Below are 17,448 nucleotides of genomic sequence, written 5' to 3'. Positions count from 1 at the left end.
TCATCTTTCCATTCGCTGGCGCTTGCCGGCCAGCTCTGTTTGACTGGGTCCTCCTCCGTCATTTCAAGATAGATTCCAAGGATTTGGCCTCATGGTTCAACAGATCACTTACCAAGAAGCGAGAGAACGACTTTCCTGGTCCGATGCAGTCGAGGCCCTGAAACAGGGTCACCGCGCCGCCCGGCCGGAAATCGGCGATACCTTCCTGGGGCCGGCCGACAGGACGCTGCTCAACCGTTCGAGTTTCATCCCCGGCCTTGGCTACGGCGCCAAGGCAGTCACCGTCTTCGACGGCAACGCCGCCCGCGGGCTGGATACCGTACAGGGCGCGATGCTCTACTTCTCGCCCGACGACGGCCAGTTGAAAGCGATCATCGAGAGCCGGCTCGTCACCGAAATCAAGACCGCCAGCGATTCGTTGCTGGGCGCGCTCCTGCTGGCACGGCCGGACAGTCGTCATCTGCTGGTCTGCGGTGCTGGAACGGTCGCGGCGAGCCTGATCGATGCCTACACCACCCTCTTCCCCGATCTGGCGCGTATCAGCATCTGGAACCGCACCCAAGACAAAGCCGTGGCGCTGGCCGAGACCTGTGCCAAGCGCGGCCTGAACGTCACCGCCGTGACCGATCTGGAAGCGACCGCCCGCTCGGCGGACATCATCTCCAGCGCCACCATGGCACGCGCGCCGCTGATTCTGGGAGAGTGGATACAGCCCGGCACCCATGTCGACCTCATCGGCGCCTACAAGGCGGACATGCGCGAGGCGGATGACGAATTGCTGCAAACCAGCCGGCTGTTCGTCGATAGCCGGGAGACCACAATTCATCACATCGGCGAGCTGAAGATCCCCATTGCCGAAGGTGCCATTGCCGAAAGCGACGTGATCGCGGATTTCTACGATCTTCTGGCTGGCGGCTATCGCGATGGCGGTTCTCTTGATGACGGCTCTCTCGGAAAACAACCGGGCCGAACCAGCGACAGCGATATCACGGTGTTCAAGAATGGCGGCGGCGCCCATCTCGATCTGATGATCGCACGCTATATCGCCGAGACCGTTCAGTAACGCAAGACGACACTCGGCGCCGTTCGCGCTGCGGCAGTCGGTCACTGGACGCTCGCGCTCAGCGGCGTAAAATGCGCGACGTTCATCGGGGCATCGGCAGCCCCTTACCTCACCCGGTCCGCCCTTTGCGAGAGCGACAACCAGGAGTCCTGCATGTCAATCAGCGATCAACCGATCGTCGTCGCGGCGTTGTACCAGTTCGTCACGCTCGATGATTTCGAAGCCCTGCGCGAGCCGCTGCTCGACGAAATGAAGCGTCTCGACGTCAAGGGCACTCTGCTGCTCGCTTTCGAGGGCATCAACGGCACCGTTTCCGGCACGCGCGCAAGCATCGATGCCCTGCTCGGGTGGCTCAAGCGCGATACCCGCTTCGCCGCACTCGAGCACAAGGAGTCCTACTGCGAGGAACATCCGTTCTATCGCACCAAGGTCAAGCTCAAGCGCGAGATCGTCACCATGGGCGTGCCGGATATCGATCCCAACCGGCGCGTCGGCACCTACGTCGAGCCGGAGCAGTGGAACGCGTTGATCGACGACCCGGAAGTGCTGGTGATCGACACCCGCAACGACTACGAAGTGGCGATCGGCAGTTTCGAGGGCGCCATCGATCCCAGGACCAAGTCGTTTCGCGAGTTCCCCGATTACGTCAAGCAGCACTACGATCCCGCCCGGCACAAGAAGGTCGCGATGTTCTGTACCGGCGGGATTCGCTGCGAGAAGGCGTCGAGCTTCATGCTGAACGAAGGGTTCGAGGAGGTCTTCCACCTCAAGGGCGGCATCCTGAGCTATCTGGAAAAGGTCCCCGAGGCCGACACCCGCTGGCGCGGCGATTGCTTCGTGTTCGACAACCGGGTCACCGTTCGCCATGACTTGAGCGAGGGGGATTTCGAGCAGTGCCACGCCTGCCGCATGCCGATCTCGGTCGAAGACCAGGCATCGGAGCAGTATTCGCCGGGCATCAGCTGCCCCCACTGCTGGGATTCGCTGCCGGAGAAGACCCGTGCCAGCGCCCGCGAGCGGCAGAAACAGATCGAACTGGCCCGAGCCCGCAACGAGCCGCATCCGATCGGCCGCAACCCGCGCGAGACCACCACGGAGCGTTGATCGGCTCCGCCAACGAAAACGGCCTCTCGGATCGATCGAGAGGCCGTCGTCGTTTATCGACTGGCGTTTACCGATGGGCGTTTATCGATGGGCTTTCGTCGCAGCATTCTATCGACACCTGCCTTTCTATCGACGCCCGGCCTTCTATCGACGCCTGCTGCGTCGCGGGCTCATTGCACGCTACGCAGCAATTCCTCTCTTTCCGCTTCCGGCAGCAGCCCGGAGGCCGTCAGCTTGGTGAAGAACCGCTTCATGCGGCGATCGATCTTCTGGCGCGCGAACCACGGCCAGATATTGGCCAGCGGCATGAAATCGGGGTTGGAAACGCCATCGATCAGCCACAACCGCTGAGTGCCGTCTGCCAGACGCTGACAGACGATATTGCGGTCGTTGATGTCGGACGGCACGATCCAGTTGTCGCGCAGGTAAAGATAAAGCCGCTGCAGCTCGTCGGAGAACGCCTGGGTCTCGAGCCAGGCCGTCTCGTCTCGCTGACGGTATTGCCGAATGGTGGAAGAGACCTGGCCATCGGCATCGCTGATCAAGTCGAAGACCAGACCCTCGCCCTGGTCCGTCGCCACCGTCCCGTAGTACGCCGGCACATGGCGCCAATCGACCATGCCGCGGCGCAACAGGTTCTCGAAGTAGACCTTCTCGCGCTCGTTCTGCTGGCTACCGCGCTCGGGAAAGCGCGGCACCTTGATACAGCATCCGGGGCGTTCCGGATGCCGGAAGATGGCCCGGTCGTTGCCGTGGGCAATTTCGTTGGCAGAAACAAGTCGATACATTGCGGGCCACTCCGAGCCGCCATTGAGACGTCATGCCTCTATAATGATAACTTAATCAAACGCTGTTTTCATTGATCGTTTGCTTCGCTTTCGGCCGGCTCCATCCAGCGTCGCCACAGCGCCAGGATATGCTCGCGGTGGTCGGCGAACGCTTCGGCGGATACCAGACTGCCCCGCTTGGCCAGCGCCGCGCGGTGGCTCGCATCGCGATAGGCGAGATAAGCCGCCTGCAGCTTTCGCGCATCCTGTTCGGGGAGCTTTCCGCTCTCGGCCAGCGCATCCATCAGCCGCATGTTGTCGGTGACCTCGAGCAGCGCCGGGGTCAGGGCCGACAGCGCCAGCACGGCATACTGGTTCATGAACTCGATATCCACCAGGCCGCCGGCATCCTGCTTGAGATGGAACTGGCCGGCTTCGCGCGCCTCGCCGCCGCTGCCGAGATGCTCCCGCATCTTCAGGCGCATCTTGACGACTTCGTGGCGGAGCTCGTCGCAGTCGCGCTCCCGCGCCAGCACTTCCCGGCGAACGGCCTCGAAGCGTTCCTTCAGCGTGCCGTCGCCCGCCACGGCACGCGCGCGCACCAGCGCCTGGTGTTCCCAGATCCAGGCCTCGTTGCGCTGGTACTCGGCAAAGGCGTCCAGCGACGACACCAGCAACCCGGCGTTACCCGAGGGGCGCAGCCGCATGTCGACTTCATAGAGCGTGCCGCTGGGCGTGGTCGCAGTGAGCAGATGGATGATGCGCTGCCCCAACCGGGTGAAGAACACCAGGTTGTCGATCGACTTGGCGCCATCGGTCACGCCCCGAGGCGCGGCATCGTAGAGGAATACCAGATCGAGATCGGAACCGTACCCCAGTTCGATGCCGCCCAGCTTGCCGTAGCCGACGATCAGAAAGGCCGCCTGACCGGCCGAGTCTCTGGCGCTGGGGTGTCCGTACCGTGCGGTCAGCGAGCGCCACGCCATCTGCAGCACGCTATCCAGCACCACCTCGGCAATCGCGGTCAGATAGTCGCTGACCTTCATCAGCACGCGCCCGCCGGCAATGTCGGAAGCGGCAACGCGCAGTACCTGGGTCTGCTTGAAGACCCGCATCGCCTCCAGCCAGCCCTCCTCGTCGTCCTCGGGAATCCGCGCCAGCGTCTGGCGCAGCTCGTCCGCGAGGCGCTGCTTGTCGGCGGGCGAATAGAGCGTCGCGGGGGTCAGCAGTTCGTCGAGCAGAATGGGGTGGCGCGCCAGCTGTTCGGCGATCCAGGGGCTGGCCGCGCACAGCCGGATCAGCGACGGCAGAACCTGCGGGTTCTCGCGCAGCAGCGAAAGATAGGCGGTGCGTCGCAACACCGCCTCGATCAGCGGCAGCACCCGCTCCAGGGCGGTAGTGGGCGCCTCGTTCTCGGCGGCGGCCTCCAGCAGCATCGGCATGACGGCCTCGAGGCGCTCGTAGCCGATCCGCTGCATCGACTGCACGCCGCGGGAGTCGCGAAAGGTCTTCAGTCGTCGCAGCGCCTCGGGCAGCTCGTAGCCCGCCGCCGCCATTACCCGCTCGGCTTCGGCATCGTCCATCTCGCCCTGCCACAGCTGTCGCCAGGCAGTGTCATCCCGGGGCGAGTCGTCGAATGCCGGCGACTCGTCGTCCGGATCGGCGACCACGGCATCGAAATGGCGTCGAACCCGCTCGCGGCAGGCCGAAAGCGCGTCTTTCAAGGCAGCCCAGTCCGGCAGTCGCATCGCCATCGCCAACCTCGCCTGGTTCTCGGTGTCGTCGGGCAACTGCTGCGTCTGGCGATCCTGCTGTGCCTGCAGCGCGTGCTCCAGATCCCGCAGGAAGACGTAATCTTCGCGCAGCTCGTCGACCACCGGCTGCGGCAGCAGTTCGAGCGTGACCAGGCGCGCCATGGCCTCCCGCAGCGAGGTGACCTGAAGCTCGGTATCCCGGCCGCCGCGGATCAGCTGGAACGCCTGGACCACGAATTCGACCTCGCGGATCCCGCCGCGCCCCAGCTTGATGTTGTCGTCCCGCCCTAGCCGCTTGACCTCGCGGTGAATCATCGCCTTCATCTCGCGCAGCGATTCGATCGCGCCGAAATCCAGATACTTGCGATAGATGAAGGGCCTGAGTTCATCGAGCAGTTCATGCCCGGCATCGAGATCGCCCGCGACCGGGCGCGCCTTGAGCATGGCGTAACGCTCCCACTCGCGCCCCTGATCCTGATAGTAGCTGGTGAAGGTGTTGAAGCTGCCGACCAGCGGCCCGCCGTCGCCCAACGGTCGCAGGCGCATGTCGACCCGGAAGGCGAAGCCGTCGGCGGTGATCGCGTCCAGCGCGGCGATCAGCTTCTGTCCCAGTTTGGTGAAGTACTGCTGATGGTCATACTCGCGCTCCCCGCCCCGGGTCGTGCCTTTCTCCGGAAACGCGAAAATCAGGTCGATATCCGAGGAGAGATTGAGCTCGCCGGCGCCGAGCTTGCCCATTCCCAGCACGATCAGGCGTTGAGGCGAGCCGTCACGGCGCGGTGCAGGGCTGCCCCACCGGGGCGCGAGATGCGTCTCGAGCCAACCCAGCGCGCCTTCGAGGCAGACCTCGGCGAGTTCCGAAACCTTGGCGGCGGTCTGCCACATCTCGGCACTGTTGAGGTCCCGCCACACGATGCCGAGCATCCGGGCCTGACGAAAACGGCGCAGCGCCCTGTGGAGCGATGCTTCGTCGTCCGCTTCTGCCAGCGCCTGGTGCAGCGCGTCTTCGATCTGCGCCCGATTCGGCGCCGCCTCCAGCTCGCCACTGTCGATCAGGCCGGGAAGCAGCGCCGGTCGCGTCACCAGCGCGTCCAGCGCGAAGTCGGACAGCAGGACCAGCCGGGCAAGCTCGCGCCGACGCACATCGCTCAGGGAGAGCCAGGCGTCGGTGACGGCCGGATCGGCACCGGCGGCATCCAGCCCCGCATCCAGGCGCTGCCTGGCCTCTTGCCAGGCGTTCTCCAGCGCAACGGGAATGTCGGTCTGGGCAAACCAGGACTCGGGTAACGACATGAGGGACTCCAGGCGGCTGCTGTCGGGGTCTTGACTGGTGAATGCTCCGCCAGCATAGCGAAGCCCCGTGTCAGGCCCAAGCGATGCAGATCGTGCCCGAGCCTAGGCTTTGTCTGAAAACTGTCTGCGCTCGGCCATACGGCGTTAAAAATCGGCTCAAAGTACTCATTTACACCGCGTAAACTCCGTCTTTTTGCCGATTTTTGCCTTGCCTGACCTTCGCTCGACGACTTTTCAGACAAAACCTAAGTCGCAGATTATCGATGATGTCACACCAAGGTTGTATTACATCGTACGAATAAAACGGCTACAAAGGCACAAGCCAATTCGTCGGGTCCAGCGGGCGTTAGCTCGAACGAGAGAACGCCGCCCGTGGATCCACTCTCGAACTGCACCATCAAGCAAGGGATACGCCATGAAGCTCAAGAAGACACTCCTCGGCATCGCCTGCCTCGCATCGTTGGCGGCCGGCGCCGCCCAGGCCGATTTCCCGAACCGGGATATCCGCGTCATCGTGCCGGCGGCCGCCGGCGGCGGTACCGACGCCATCGTCCGCAAGGTTTCCAATATCGCCGAAGAGTCGCTGCCCGTCTCGATGTATGTCGAGAACGTGGAAGGCGGCATGACGGCAACCGGCCTGCTCCAGTTGATGAAGGCGCGTCCGGATGGGCAGACCGTCGCCGCGATCACCTACGACAGCATCATCACGATCCCGTGGAAGAACATGCTGCCCGGCTTCGACATGGACAAGATGCGCATGATCGCCCGCATCACCAGCGAAGCCGACGCGATTACCGTACCGGAAAACTCCCCCTACCAGACGCTCGACGATCTGATCGCGGCTGCCAAGGAGGAGCCCAACAGTATTCGCATCGGCATTCAGAACATGGGCGCCAGGACCCACTTGACCCTGCTGCAACTTCAGGATCTGACCGGCGCCGAGTTCAAGATCGTCTCCTACGACAACAGCGCGGCGTCGCAGAAGGAAGCGCTGCTCAATGGCGAAGTGGACGCCGTCGTCACCAGCCTCGGCGACCTGGCACCGCTGATCGAGTCCGGTCAGGCCCGCGGCCTGGTCGAGTTCTCGGACACCCAGAACGAAGGCTTCCCCAACGTGCCGCCGGTCACCGAGACCGATACCGGCCTGGACCTGCAGATGGGCAGCTTCATCGTCATGGTGGCACCGGCGCGCACCCCGGACGATGTGATCGAGAAGCTGGAAGCCACCTATCACGAAGCTTACGAGAGCGACGAGTTCCAGCAGTGGCTGAAGAAGATCGGCGTCACGCCTGCCTGGCTGGGTGCCGACGACGTGACCGAATGGGCGAATGACACCCAGCAGCAGCTCTTCGACACCATGGATGAACTGGTCGACAAGGGCGTGCTGGAGAAATAAGTCACTCGCGTTCGATCCTATCCATACTGCGCCATGCCTCTCGCATGGCGCAGCGTCGTAGCTACAGGTGCCTTCATGACATCTAAACCCTCATCTCGACAGTCAACCCAGAGCTCGAGCCTGGGCGGTGAGTTTTTCGTGCCGGCGGCGCTGGCGCTCATCACCCTCGTCTACCTGATCTCGGCGATCCAGCTCGGCCCGCCGATGAAGGGCGGCAACATGACCGCGTCCTTCTTTCCCATCGCCACCGCCGTCCTCATGCTGATCGCGCTGACCTGCGCCATGGTCCATGCGCTGCGCGGCAAGCCCAAGACGCCCACCGAAGAGGCGGCCGGCGATGATGATGGCGAAGACGTTGCCCAGCGCAGACGACAGTACGCCGGACTCTCGCTCGGCGCGATCGGCGTCATCGTGCTGACGGCGGGATACCTGCTGGCGTTCGACCTGATCGGCTATTTCGTCGCCACATTCGTCTACGTGCTGCTGCTGAGCGGTGTATTCGGTGGCGGATTCAGGGAGAAATGGCTAAGCAAGCTGATCGCCGCCATTGTCATTACCATCGCCGGCTACCTGCTGTTCGAAGTCGTCTTCCAGGTCCGCCTGCCCACGCTCTGGAGCCAATGACCATGGACTCGATTTCCGGCCTGCTGGGTGGCTTCGCCGCCCTCGCCAACCCCGAAACCCTGCTCTACATGATCGGCGGTTTCCTGATCGGCACCTTCTTCGGCGCGGTGCCGGGCCTGACCTCGGTGCTGGCCATCGCCCTACTGCTGCCGCTCACCTACAGCCTCGACGTGACCACGGCGCTGGTCGCCTGCGCCAGCATCTTCATGGCGGGCATGTGCAGCGGCAGCATCACCGCCACGACCATCAACATTCCCGGCGCGCCGTCGTCGATGATGACCGCGCTGGAAGGCTACCCGATGCAGCAGCGCGGCGAGGGCGCCAAGGCGCTCGGCCACGCCGCACTAGGCTCGATGATCGGCGGTTCGCTGGGCGCGCTGCTGCTGATGGTCATGGCGCCGCTGGCAGCCGACGTCGCCCTGCTGATCCGCACGCCGGGCAAGTTCTCGCTGATCGCCTTCGCCCTGATCGTGATCATCATTTCCCAGCGAGGGTCGATCACCAAAGGGATGATCGCCACGCTGTTCGGCGTGATGATCGCCACCATCGGCATCGATGTGGTGCAGCCGCTGGCCCGCTTCACCTTCGGCACCAGCGTGCTGGTGCAGGGCATCGACATGATGCCGTTGATCATCGGCACCTTCGCCATCAGCGAACTGCTGATCCAGGCCGACAGCCGCAACAGCCGAACCGTCGACCCCAGCATGATCCAGGCGGCCAAGGTGCGCCGTCGCGATTTCATTCCGCCGTTGGCGGAAGTTCGGGAAATCGGCGTGATGCGCTACCTGAAGAGCGCGGTCATCGGCTACTCGGTGGGTATCCTGCCCGGCGCCGGCGGGTCCATGGCGGCTTTCGTCTCCTATGCGGAGTCGATGCGCTCCTCCAAGCATCCCGAGCGCTACGGCAAGGGCAACCCGGAAGGCATCGCGGCCTCGGAGTGCGCCAACAACTCGATGTGCGGCGGCGCCTTCGTGCCGATGCTGACGTTCGGCATCCCCGGCGATCCGACCACCGCGATCGTGCTCGGCGTGCTGGTCATCAACGGTCTGCAGCCCGGCCCGCAGTTCATGACCCAGCAGCTTGATCTGATCGCGCCGATGTTCGCCTCGCTGTTCGTCAGCGCCCTGATCCTGATCCCGCTGACGCTCTATCTGTTGGGCCCCTATTTTCTCAAGATCGTCTCGATCCGCCGTGACGTGCTCTACTCGAGCATCGCCATCGTCGCGCTGGTGGGCAGCTACGTGGCGACCTACTCCACGTTCCAGATGGCGTTGGCGCTGGTGTTCGGCGTGCTGGCCTACTTCCTGCGCAAGCAGAAGTATCCCACCGTCTGCCTGCTGCTGGGTTTCGTGCTCGGCCCGAGCCTGGAGGAGTATTGCCGTCGCGCGCTCTCCATCAATGACGGTAATCCGCTGATCTTCCTCACCAGTCCCGACAGTCTGTTCTTCCTCGCCCTGACCGTGGTGTTCTTCTACTTCATGGTCATCCGCAAACCCAAGGACAACAGCCTGGGTACGCCTCCCGCAAGTTGAGCCACGACCGCCAGGCCCGCCGACAGCCGGCGGGCCCGGTATTAAATAGTAAAAAATTATCAGAAACCTATCTTCATTCAATTTAACAAATCGTAAATCTCTCCGTAGTCTGCCTTTCCAGCCTCCGGTGGCGCTCGGCCGTGCCGGCTCGGCCACTGGATTCATAAGAAGATGAGGATAGAGAGATGTCGAACGAAACCGAAGCGAAGTGTCCGTTTTCCGGCAAGGCCAGTACGACCGTCGCCGGCAGCGGCACCACCAATCAGGACTGGTGGCCGAACCAGTTGCGCGTGGACCTGCTGAACCAGCATTCCGAGCGCTCCAACCCGCTGGGTGAGCAGTTCAACTATCGCGAAGAATTCCAGAAACTCGACTACTCCGAACTGAAGGCCGACCTCAAGGCGGTACTGACCGACTCGCAGGAGTGGTGGCCGGCCGACTGGGGCTCCTATATCGGCCTGTTCATTCGCATGGCCTGGCATAGTGCCGGCACCTATCGCCTCGTCGATGGCCGCGGCGGCGCCGGTCGTGGCCAGCAGCGCTTCGCTCCGCTCAACTCCTGGCCGGACAACGTCAGCCTGGACAAGGCCCGCCGCCTGTTGTGGCCGATCAAGCAGAAGTACGGCCAGAAGATCTCCTGGGCCGACCTCATCGTCCTCGCCGGCAACGTGGCGCTGGAATCCTCCGGCTTCCGCACCTTCGGTTTCGCCGCCGGCCGCGAGGACGTGTGGGAACCGGACATGGACGTCAACTGGGGCGACGAGAAGACCTGGCTGGCGCACCGTGACCCGGAAACCCTGGCCAACAATCCGCTGGCCGCCACCGAGATGGGCCTGATCTACGTCAACCCGGAAGGCCCGAACGCCAGTGGCGACCCGCTCTCGGCGGCCCCGGCCATCCGCGCCACCTTCGGCAACATGGCGATGAACGACGAGGAGATCGTCGCCCTGATCGCCGGCGGCCATACCCTCGGCAAGACCCACGGTGCCGGTCCGGCGGACAAGGTCGGTGCGGACCCCGAAGCCGCATCGCTGGAACAGCAGGGCCTGGGCTGGACCAGCAGCCATGGCAGCGGTGTGGGCGCCGACGCCATTACCTCCGGCCTGGAAGTGGTTTGGAGCCAGACCCCGACCCAGTGGAGCAATTACTTCTTCGAGAACCTGTTCAAGTACGAATGGGTGCAGACCCGCAGCCCGGCCGGCGCCATCCAGTACGAGGCCAAGGACGCACCGGAGATCATCCCCGACCCGTTCGATCCGTCGAAGAAGCGCAAGCCGACCATGCTGGTCACCGACCTCACGCTGCGCTTCGATCCCGAGTTCGAGAAGATCTCGCGTCGCTTCCTCAACGATCCGCAGGCCTTCGCCGACGCTTTCGCCCGCGCCTGGTTCAAGCTGACTCACCGCGACATGGGTCCGAAGGCTCGCTACTTCGGCCCGGAAGTGCCGCAGGAAGACCTGATCTGGCAAGACCCGCTGCCGGCTCCGATCCACGCGCCAAGCGCGGCGGACGTCGCCGAGTTGAAAGCGCAGATCGCCGATTCCGGCCTGTCGGTCTCCGAACTCGTCTCCACCGCATGGGCCTCGGCCTCCACCTTCCGTGGTGGTGACAAGCGCGGTGGCGCCAACGGCGCACGCCTGGCCCTGGCACCGCAGAAGGATTGGGAAGTCAACCGAATCGCGGTCTCGGTCCTGCCCAAGCTTCGGGAAATCCAGGTGACGTCCGGCAAGGCTTCGCTGGCCGACGTGATCGTGCTGGCCGGCAATGTCGGCGTCGAGCAGGCCGCCAAGGCGGCGGGCGTGGAGATCGAAGTGCCGTTCGCACCGGGCCGCGTCGATGCCGCTCAGGAACAGACCGACGTCGACTCCTTCGCGGCGATGGAGCCGATCGCCGATGGTTTCCGCAACTACAAGCGGGGCAAGTTCAGCATCCCCACCGAGACGCTGCTGATCGACAAGGCGCAGCAACTCACCCTGACCGCGCCGGAACTCACCGTGCTGATCGGCGGCCTGCGCGTGTTGGGCGCCAACCACGATGGCGCAAGCCATGGCGTGTTCACCGACAAGGTCGGCGTGCTCAGCAACGACTTCTTCGTCAACCTGCTGGACATGGGCATCGTATGGACAGCGGTGGACGGCGAGGCCGAACTGTTCGAGGGCAAGGATCGCAAGAGCGGCGAGTTGAAGTACACCGCCACCCGCAACGATCTGGTGTTCGGTTCACACTCGGTACTGCGCGCGCTGGCCGAGGTCTACGCCAGCAGCGATGCCAAGGAGAAGTTCGTCAAGGACTTCGTTGCCGCCTGGACCAAGGTGATGAACCTGGACCGCTTCGACCTGGCATAGGTCGATCCGTATCGGCAAAACGCCCAAGAAACGGCGGCCCTAGGGCCGCCGTTTTCTTGTGCCCGCTTCGCTCAGAAACTCGCCTTGAGCGTGGTGCCGGCAACCCAGGCATTGTCGACGGAATCCACCGCCGATGGATTGACCACGTACTGCAGGTTGGGTCGTAGCGTCAGGTAGTTGGTGAGGTTGAAGCTGTAATAGATTTCGGCATCGTACTCGTGACCCTGGCGCGGCAACGGCGAGAGGGTATTGCCGGGCATGGCGTTGTAGTAGTCGATGTAATCGTTGACGTCGTCGTTGACGTGCAGATAAGCCAGCCCGATGCCGGCGTCGTCCTGCGGGCGGGCGTCGAAGGGGCCGGCGTAGGTCGCGCCGATCGAGACATAGCGGTCGGTGCCGGCGGTATCTCCATGGTTGGCGTTGCCCATGCTGAACAGCGTCAGGCCTCGGTCCGAATTGCCGTCGCGGGTGGTCACCTGCTGCTGAACCACGTAGTAGAGGCCGGCGTTGGTGGTGCTGCTGGCGGGCCGATCGCCGTAGGCGCGACTGTCGACGTCGTTGTAGTAATAACCCACCTTGTAGGCGCCCGGCAGGCCGTTCAACGTCGGCGTGAAGCCCAGCTCGACCGGATAGAGCGTGCCATCGCTGCCACTGGTGCGCAGATCGAAGCCGTTGTCGTTTTCCAGGTTGCTGTCGTTGACGTCGAAGGCGCCGAACTGGAGATACCACTCTGGCGTGAAGTCGGCACGCACCACCGCGGCCCATTGCGCGATCGGCCAGTTATAGATGTTGTTGCCCCGGTTGCCGGGCTGCCCGCTACCGAACGCCAGGTTCTGGAAGTTGCTGTCGATGGTGGCGAAGTCGTCGCCGAACGGGATTCGTCCCAGCTTGACCGCCAGGGCATCGTCGAAGAAGCGCTGGCGATACCAGAACTGCGTCAGCCGCGTCACCGGCCCGCGCCCCTGCACTTCCTGCACCGAAGAACCGCCGACGGTCGCATCGGGATCGCTCATGCGGTCGTTGACGCTATGCCCGTTACGGTTGGTCACCGTGACCTGGAACTCGGCGTCGGGAATCCCCACGAGACGGTCGAGATCGAAATTGGCACCGACCGCGAACTGATCCGCGTACTTCGTCACGTGGCTGTCGCGGTAGCCGCCATCGAGAATGGTCGCCGCTTCACCCACGTAGTCGAAGTTGAAAGAGACTCCGGCTTCTTCCAGCGCCGTGCGCTCGCCACCCCAGTCACCAAACATGTAGGGGGAATCCGGTGAAAACGCGGAATAGGCCTGAGCCGAACCCGCCAGAAACAAGCTACCCATAAGCATCAATGGCAATCCACCGACACGGCGAGAAATTGAAGGTGACATGGCGTTCTCCAACTTAGTTAGTAGAATAAACTTTAAGAATAATCCGCAAATCCTCTCCATGGAAAGCACCGGAAAACATCCAAAAGTTGTAAAGTCGACTAAAGAATGAGGTGTCGTTTTTGGTGGGATCGATGTCATTGCCGACATCCCGCAGCGGCTTCAGACTGTGACGACGCTTTCCGGATGCCGCTAGATGACGCACACCATCGACCTTTTCGCCTACACCGACTGCCAATTGCTGGATGTCAGTGGCCCCTGGCAGGTTTTCGCCAGCGCCAACGACGAAGCTGCGGCACCGCTTTATCGACTGCGCCTGCTGGCCGCAACCGCAGGCCCGATACGCACCAATAGTGGCATGTCCCTGATAGCCACCCATGCCCTGGCCGAGACCACGCCGGGCGATACCCTGCTGATTGCCGGCGGCCATGGCGTCCATGCGCTGGGCGACACCATCGTCCAGGCGTTGGGTGAACGCGCGCGCTCGACGCCCCGAGTCGGCTCGGTCTGCACCGGCGCCTTTGCCCTGGCCCGGGCCGGTCTGCTCGAAGGCAGACGCGCCACCACTCACTGGCGCCAGGCGCAGCGGCTCGCCGCTGAATTCCCCGGAATACGAGTCAGCGCCGAGGCGCTCTATCTGGAGAGTGGCGGCATCCATACCAGCGCAGGCGTCACGGCCGGCATCGACCTGGCGCTCGCGCTGGTGGCCCGTGACCATGGCGATGCGCTGGCCGGCCGCGTCGCCCGCGAACTGGTGATGTTTCTGCATCGCCCCGGCGACCAGGCACAGTTCAGCGAAGGCCTGCGTTGCCAGCTCGCCAGCCAGGGACGCCTGCGTCGGCTGATCGACGAGGTACTGACGAATCCATTGCAGGCATGGGACAGCGAGACCCTCGCCGCCCGAATGGCAGTGACACCCCGCCACTTCCAGCGCCTCTTCCGCCAGCAGTTGCAGATGACGCCGGGGGAGTTCCTCACCCGCCTGCGGCTCGAATCGGCGCGTCGATCGCTGGCGGAGAGCGATGCCTCGCTGTCGCGCATTGCCGAACATTGCCGGTTGGGCAGCAGCGAACAACTCAGACGCCTGTTCCAGCGCCACTATGGCCTTGCACCCAGTGTCTACCGTGCGCGTTTCGGTCATCGACAACCGGAGGTCTCATGACATCACCAGTATCGGCTCGCCTGCCGGTTGCCGTGTGGGGGCTGGCACTGTGCCAGGCGCTACTGGTCAGCGGCAATGTGCTGCTGATCGCCTCGTCGCCATTGATCGGAGCGGCACTCTCCCCCTCCGCCGACTGGAGCACGCTGCCGGTGGCCGCACAGCTGTTGGGATTGACCGCGGCAACCCTGCCGGCCGGCTGGCTCACCGCGCGCCTTGGTCGCAAACGCACCTTTCTGATCGGCAACCTGGTCGGGCTGGCAGGCATCGTTGGCTGCCTGTTGGCGTTGATCGACGAACACTTCTGGCTATTCAACCTCGGCACCTTCGCCATCGGTATGAGCATCGGCGTCGGCATGCTCTACCGCTTCGCCGCGGTGGGCGCCGCCGACATTCGCCAGCGTGACAGCGCCATCAGCCTGGTAATGGCCGGCGGTATCGTCGCCGCCCTACTCGGCCCGTGGATGGCCCGGCGATTACAAAATATCTTCGAGGTTCCCTTCCTGGGCAGTTTCTTCGGCCTGGCGGGCCTTTATCTCGCAGCCCTGATAATCCTACAGGCCCTTGTGCTGCCCGACCCCAACGATCGAGACGCGCCCCGTCCCGCCCGTTCCCTGCACTTGCTGCTGCGGCAACCGCAATCGCTGGCGGCGATAGCCAGTGCCGCGCTGGGCTATGCCGTCATGAATCTGGCGATGACCGCCACCCCGCTGGCGATGTCGCAGGCCGGCCACGCCTTCGGCGAGGTCGCCAGCGTGATCCAATGGCACATGCTGGCGATGTTCGCGCCCTCCTTTTTCACCGGACGCCTGACCCGGCGTTTCGGTCACGCCAACATGATCGCGGCGGGCGCCGTGTGCCTGCTCGGCAGCGCCCTGTGTGCCTGGCTGACGCCCCAGCTCTGGGCCTTCGGCGCCGGTCTGCTGCTGCTGGGCCTGGGCTGGAACTTCACCTTCCTGCCGGCCAGCGCCTGGCTGACCACCACCTACCAGCCCGGCGAGGCGCCCCGCGTCCAGGCCATCAACGACTGCGCCGTCTTCTCGCTGACGACTCTCTCGGCGCTGCTGGCCGGCCCGCTGAATGCCTGGCTCGGCTGGCAGACGCTCAACATGACATTGATCCCGCTGGTCGCGGCGATGTGGGTCGTCATGCTGCTGTCACGAAAAGCGGAGCATGAAAAAGCCCAGCGGATCGCTGGGCTGGATGCCGAATGAAACCGGCGAGAAATCAGGAAACGTCGGCGGGGCGTGCCGCAGGATCGGCAGCCCGAACCGCGGGAGCGGTGCCGGCGGTGCGCATGAACGCTTCGGCCAGCTCACGTTTCGGCCGGGTCAACAGACTCGTTCCGACGAACAGCAGCACCGCGACCGGCAGCGCCCAGATCCCCGGCGGCAGTCCCAGCGGTTTGGCGCCACTCACGTAAAGCGCAATGACGACCAGGCCACCGATGACGATGCTCGCCAGCGCGCCGGCCGCCGTACCGCGCTTCCAGTAGAAGGCGCCGATGATCGCCGGCACGATGACGACCAGGCCGGTGGAAGCCGCGACCGAGAGCACCGCGATCAGGCTGAGCTGCAGCTCCGCGAACAGGAAGGCGAGAATGGCAACGATCGGCAGTACCCATTTGCCCACCTTGAGCTGCTTCGCCTCGCTGGCGCCGGTCGCCATATTGGCGTAGACATCCCGCGACAGCATCGAGGAGAGCGTCAGCATGATCGAATCGATGGTCGACACCGCCGCCGCCAGAATGCCCACCATCACGATCACCCCCAGCACCGGCGGCACGTGTTCGGAAGCCAGCAACGTCGGCGTCGCCAGGTCGGACTTGGCCAGGTCGGGAAAGGCAACCAGCGCCGAGAAGCCCCACAGGACCGAGACCAGAGTGTAGATGAAGCCGAACACCAGGAAACCGATCAGCATCTGGCGCATCGACTTGAGCGACGACGGCATGAACAGCCGCTGGCTCACCTGGGGATTGGAGAGGCTGAAGAAGAACCAGGGGATGGTCAGCCCCAGGAAGGTGGTGAAGCTGAACAGTCCCGGCCCCGGTACGCTCAGGCTGTCGGGATGCTCGGCTGCCAGCGTATCGAACAGGCCCGAGAAACCGCCGAGGGAGTGCACCACCAGCAGCGCCACCAGCGTCGAGGCGACGATCATGAACAGCGCCTGCAGCGAGTCCGTCCACATCACCGAACGAATCCCGGCAATATAGGAGAACAGGATCGCCAGCACGGTGGAGACGACCACCCCGGTGGTGAAAGAGATCGCGCCGCCGCTCATGCCGGCCAACAGATAACCCACGCCGGCGAGCTGTACCGCGGCGTAGGGAATCAGGAACAGACAACTGGCCAGCGCGGTGACCACCGCGACCTTCTTGTCACCGTAGCGGTGACCCAGCATTTCGCTGGGGGTGACGTAACCGAAGCGCTTGCCCACTGCCCAGAACTTGGGGCCAAAGATCGCCACCAGAGACACGCCGGCGAAATAGACGATCTCGAAGCCGAACGCCCCGACGCCGCCGGCGTAGGTCAGCCCCGCCAGCCCCACCATCATGAAGGCGCTGTAGGTCGTCGCGCTGTAGCTCAGCGCGGAAACGAAGCCCTTCATCTGCCGGTTGCCGAGGAAGTAGCCGGACATGTCGACGCCGGCGCCGTTGGTCGTTTTGCCGCGCGAGAGAAAGGCAACGGCCAGGCCCACGATCAGGTAGACGATGACCGCACTCCAGATCAGTCCGGTCGTCATGGTCGCTTCTCCCCGCCAGCGGAAAGCTCGTCTGCCCGAGACGCCGTGGCTCCAGGCGCCTCATCCCGGAAGGAGCGCGTGATCATGACATTGGCGACGATGACCAGCACCCCGACGACACACCAGAACAGAAAGCTGCCGTACCAGGCCTGGACCTGGCCGAGCAGGCCGTACGGCACGACGTAACATGAAAGGACCAGTATCCAGACGCCCCATATCCAGCGCCGAGCGCTCATTGGCGATTCCCCTGCTATGTTTTTAGATGACATGTTTCTGGAAAACGACTTCCTGAAAGCGACTTC

Annotated in this window: 13 protein-coding genes; 8 read left to right on the top strand and 5 right to left on the bottom strand. The window is 63.8% G+C overall.

The features are described from left to right. Positions 1–91: 91 nt before the first annotated feature. Together R3F72_RS06005 and trhO are read left to right on the top strand one after the other, a co-directional pair. Positions 92–1,063, top strand: a complete 972-nt coding sequence (locus R3F72_RS06005) for an ornithine cyclodeaminase family protein (RefSeq protein ID WP_332779175.1) — start codon at positions 92–94, stop codon at positions 1,061–1,063. A 153-nt stretch (positions 1,064–1,216) separates the two neighbouring features. Further along, positions 1,217–2,167 carry an oxygen-dependent tRNA uridine(34) hydroxylase TrhO gene (gene trhO, locus R3F72_RS06000; protein ID WP_332779174.1) on the top strand — a complete coding sequence of 317 codons (951 nt, stop codon included), beginning with the start codon at positions 1,217–1,219 and terminating at the stop codon, positions 2,165–2,167. A 170-nt stretch (positions 2,168–2,337) separates the two neighbouring features. Here trhO and R3F72_RS05995 read toward each other — a convergent pair whose 3' ends face one another. Further along, the gene (locus R3F72_RS05995; RefSeq protein ID WP_071229814.1) at positions 2,338–2,955 is read right to left on the bottom strand and encodes a YrbL family protein; all 618 of its coding nucleotides are present in this window, start codon (positions 2,953–2,955) and stop codon (positions 2,338–2,340) included. A 68-nt stretch (positions 2,956–3,023) separates the two neighbouring features. Continuing rightward, positions 3,024–5,981 carry a bifunctional [glutamate--ammonia ligase]-adenylyl-L-tyrosine phosphorylase/[glutamate--ammonia-ligase] adenylyltransferase gene (glnE, locus tag R3F72_RS05990; protein ID WP_332779173.1) on the bottom strand — a complete coding sequence of 986 codons (2,958 nt, stop codon included), beginning with the start codon at positions 5,979–5,981 and terminating at the stop codon, positions 3,024–3,026. A 415-nt stretch (positions 5,982–6,396) separates the two neighbouring features. Between glnE and R3F72_RS05985 the strand changes: the two genes are divergently transcribed. From R3F72_RS05985 to katG, 4 genes are all read left to right on the top strand, one after another. Continuing rightward, the gene (locus tag R3F72_RS05985; protein WP_332779172.1) at positions 6,397–7,377 is read left to right on the top strand and encodes a Bug family tripartite tricarboxylate transporter substrate binding protein; all 981 of its coding nucleotides are present in this window, start codon (positions 6,397–6,399) and stop codon (positions 7,375–7,377) included. A 138-nt stretch (positions 7,378–7,515) separates the two neighbouring features. After that, complete coding sequence (locus R3F72_RS05980) at positions 7,516–8,001, top strand: tripartite tricarboxylate transporter TctB family protein (protein ID WP_332779171.1); 486 nt, start codon at positions 7,516–7,518, stop codon at positions 7,999–8,001. 2 nt (positions 8,002–8,003) lie between these two features. Further along, positions 8,004–9,533: a tripartite tricarboxylate transporter permease gene (locus tag R3F72_RS05975; RefSeq protein WP_332779170.1), complete on the top strand. Its 1,530-nt coding sequence runs from the start codon at positions 8,004–8,006 to the stop codon at positions 9,531–9,533. A 185-nt stretch (positions 9,534–9,718) separates the two neighbouring features. Then, on the top strand, positions 9,719–11,878 hold the full coding sequence (gene katG, locus R3F72_RS05970; RefSeq protein ID WP_303856347.1) for a catalase/peroxidase HPI: 2,160 nt from the start codon (positions 9,719–9,721) through the stop codon (positions 11,876–11,878). 71 nt (positions 11,879–11,949) lie between these two features. Here katG and R3F72_RS05965 read toward each other — a convergent pair whose 3' ends face one another. Continuing rightward, on the bottom strand, positions 11,950–13,248 hold the full coding sequence (locus R3F72_RS05965; RefSeq protein ID WP_332779169.1) for a carbohydrate porin: 1,299 nt from the start codon (positions 13,246–13,248) through the stop codon (positions 11,950–11,952). A 193-nt stretch (positions 13,249–13,441) separates the two neighbouring features. On the opposite strand from R3F72_RS05965, the gene R3F72_RS05960 reads away from it, so the two are divergent. Both R3F72_RS05960 and R3F72_RS05955 read left to right on the top strand, forming a co-directional pair. Next, positions 13,442–14,407 (top strand): GlxA family transcriptional regulator, encoded by a 966-nt coding sequence (locus R3F72_RS05960; protein ID WP_087718404.1) that lies wholly within the window; start codon positions 13,442–13,444, stop codon positions 14,405–14,407. Continuing rightward, a complete protein-coding gene (locus R3F72_RS05955) occupies positions 14,404–15,618 on the top strand; it encodes an MFS transporter (RefSeq protein ID WP_332779168.1) in 1,215 nt (404 codons plus the stop codon). The genes R3F72_RS05960 and R3F72_RS05955 overlap by 4 nt, the downstream gene beginning before the upstream one ends. Positions 15,619–15,631: 13 nt before the next feature. On the opposite strand, the gene R3F72_RS05950 is transcribed toward R3F72_RS05955, so the two are convergent. After that, positions 15,632–17,146 carry a sodium:solute symporter family protein gene (locus tag R3F72_RS05950; protein ID WP_332779167.1) on the bottom strand — a complete coding sequence of 505 codons (1,515 nt, stop codon included), beginning with the start codon at positions 17,144–17,146 and terminating at the stop codon, positions 15,632–15,634. Continuing rightward, complete coding sequence (locus R3F72_RS05945; protein ID WP_110630459.1) at positions 17,143–17,382, bottom strand: hypothetical protein; 240 nt, start codon at positions 17,380–17,382, stop codon at positions 17,143–17,145. Before R3F72_RS05945 ends, R3F72_RS05950 begins: the two co-directional genes overlap by 4 nt. Positions 17,383–17,448: the final 66 nt, after the last annotated feature.

This window comes from Salinicola sp. 4072 (genome assembly GCF_036663415.1).
In the GTDB taxonomy this organism is placed as follows: Bacteria; Pseudomonadota; Gammaproteobacteria; order Pseudomonadales; family Halomonadaceae; genus Salinicola; species Salinicola salarius_A.
Note: the sequence above shows the minus strand (reverse complement) of the source record. Positions and strands in the feature narration are given on the sequence as shown.

Excerpts from the sequence above, each read along its gene's own strand:
- R3F72_RS05950 (WP_332779167.1), bottom strand. The coding sequence starts at position 17,146 with ATGACGACCGGACTGATCTGGAGTGCGGTCATCGTCTACCTGATCGTG.
- R3F72_RS05985 (WP_332779172.1), top strand. The coding sequence starts at position 6,397 with ATGAAGCTCAAGAAGACACTCCTCGGCATCGCCTGCCTCGCATCGTTG.
- R3F72_RS05945 (WP_110630459.1), bottom strand. The coding sequence starts at position 17,382 with ATGAGCGCTCGGCGCTGGATATGGGGCGTCTGGATACTGGTCCTTTCA.
- glnE (WP_332779173.1), bottom strand. The coding sequence starts at position 5,981 with ATGTCGTTACCCGAGTCCTGGTTTGCCCAGACCGACATTCCCGTTGCG.
- katG (WP_303856347.1), top strand. The coding sequence starts at position 9,719 with ATGTCGAACGAAACCGAAGCGAAGTGTCCGTTTTCCGGCAAGGCCAGT.
- trhO (WP_332779174.1), top strand. The coding sequence starts at position 1,217 with ATGTCAATCAGCGATCAACCGATCGTCGTCGCGGCGTTGTACCAGTTC.
- R3F72_RS06005 (WP_332779175.1), top strand. The coding sequence starts at position 92 with ATGGTTCAACAGATCACTTACCAAGAAGCGAGAGAACGACTTTCCTGG.
- R3F72_RS05965 (WP_332779169.1), bottom strand. The coding sequence starts at position 13,248 with ATGTCACCTTCAATTTCTCGCCGTGTCGGTGGATTGCCATTGATGCTT.
- R3F72_RS05975 (WP_332779170.1), top strand. The coding sequence starts at position 8,004 with ATGGACTCGATTTCCGGCCTGCTGGGTGGCTTCGCCGCCCTCGCCAAC.
- R3F72_RS05960 (WP_087718404.1), top strand. The coding sequence starts at position 13,442 with ATGACGCACACCATCGACCTTTTCGCCTACACCGACTGCCAATTGCTG.
- R3F72_RS05995 (WP_071229814.1), bottom strand. The coding sequence starts at position 2,955 with ATGTATCGACTTGTTTCTGCCAACGAAATTGCCCACGGCAACGACCGG.
- R3F72_RS05955 (WP_332779168.1), top strand. The coding sequence starts at position 14,404 with ATGACATCACCAGTATCGGCTCGCCTGCCGGTTGCCGTGTGGGGGCTG.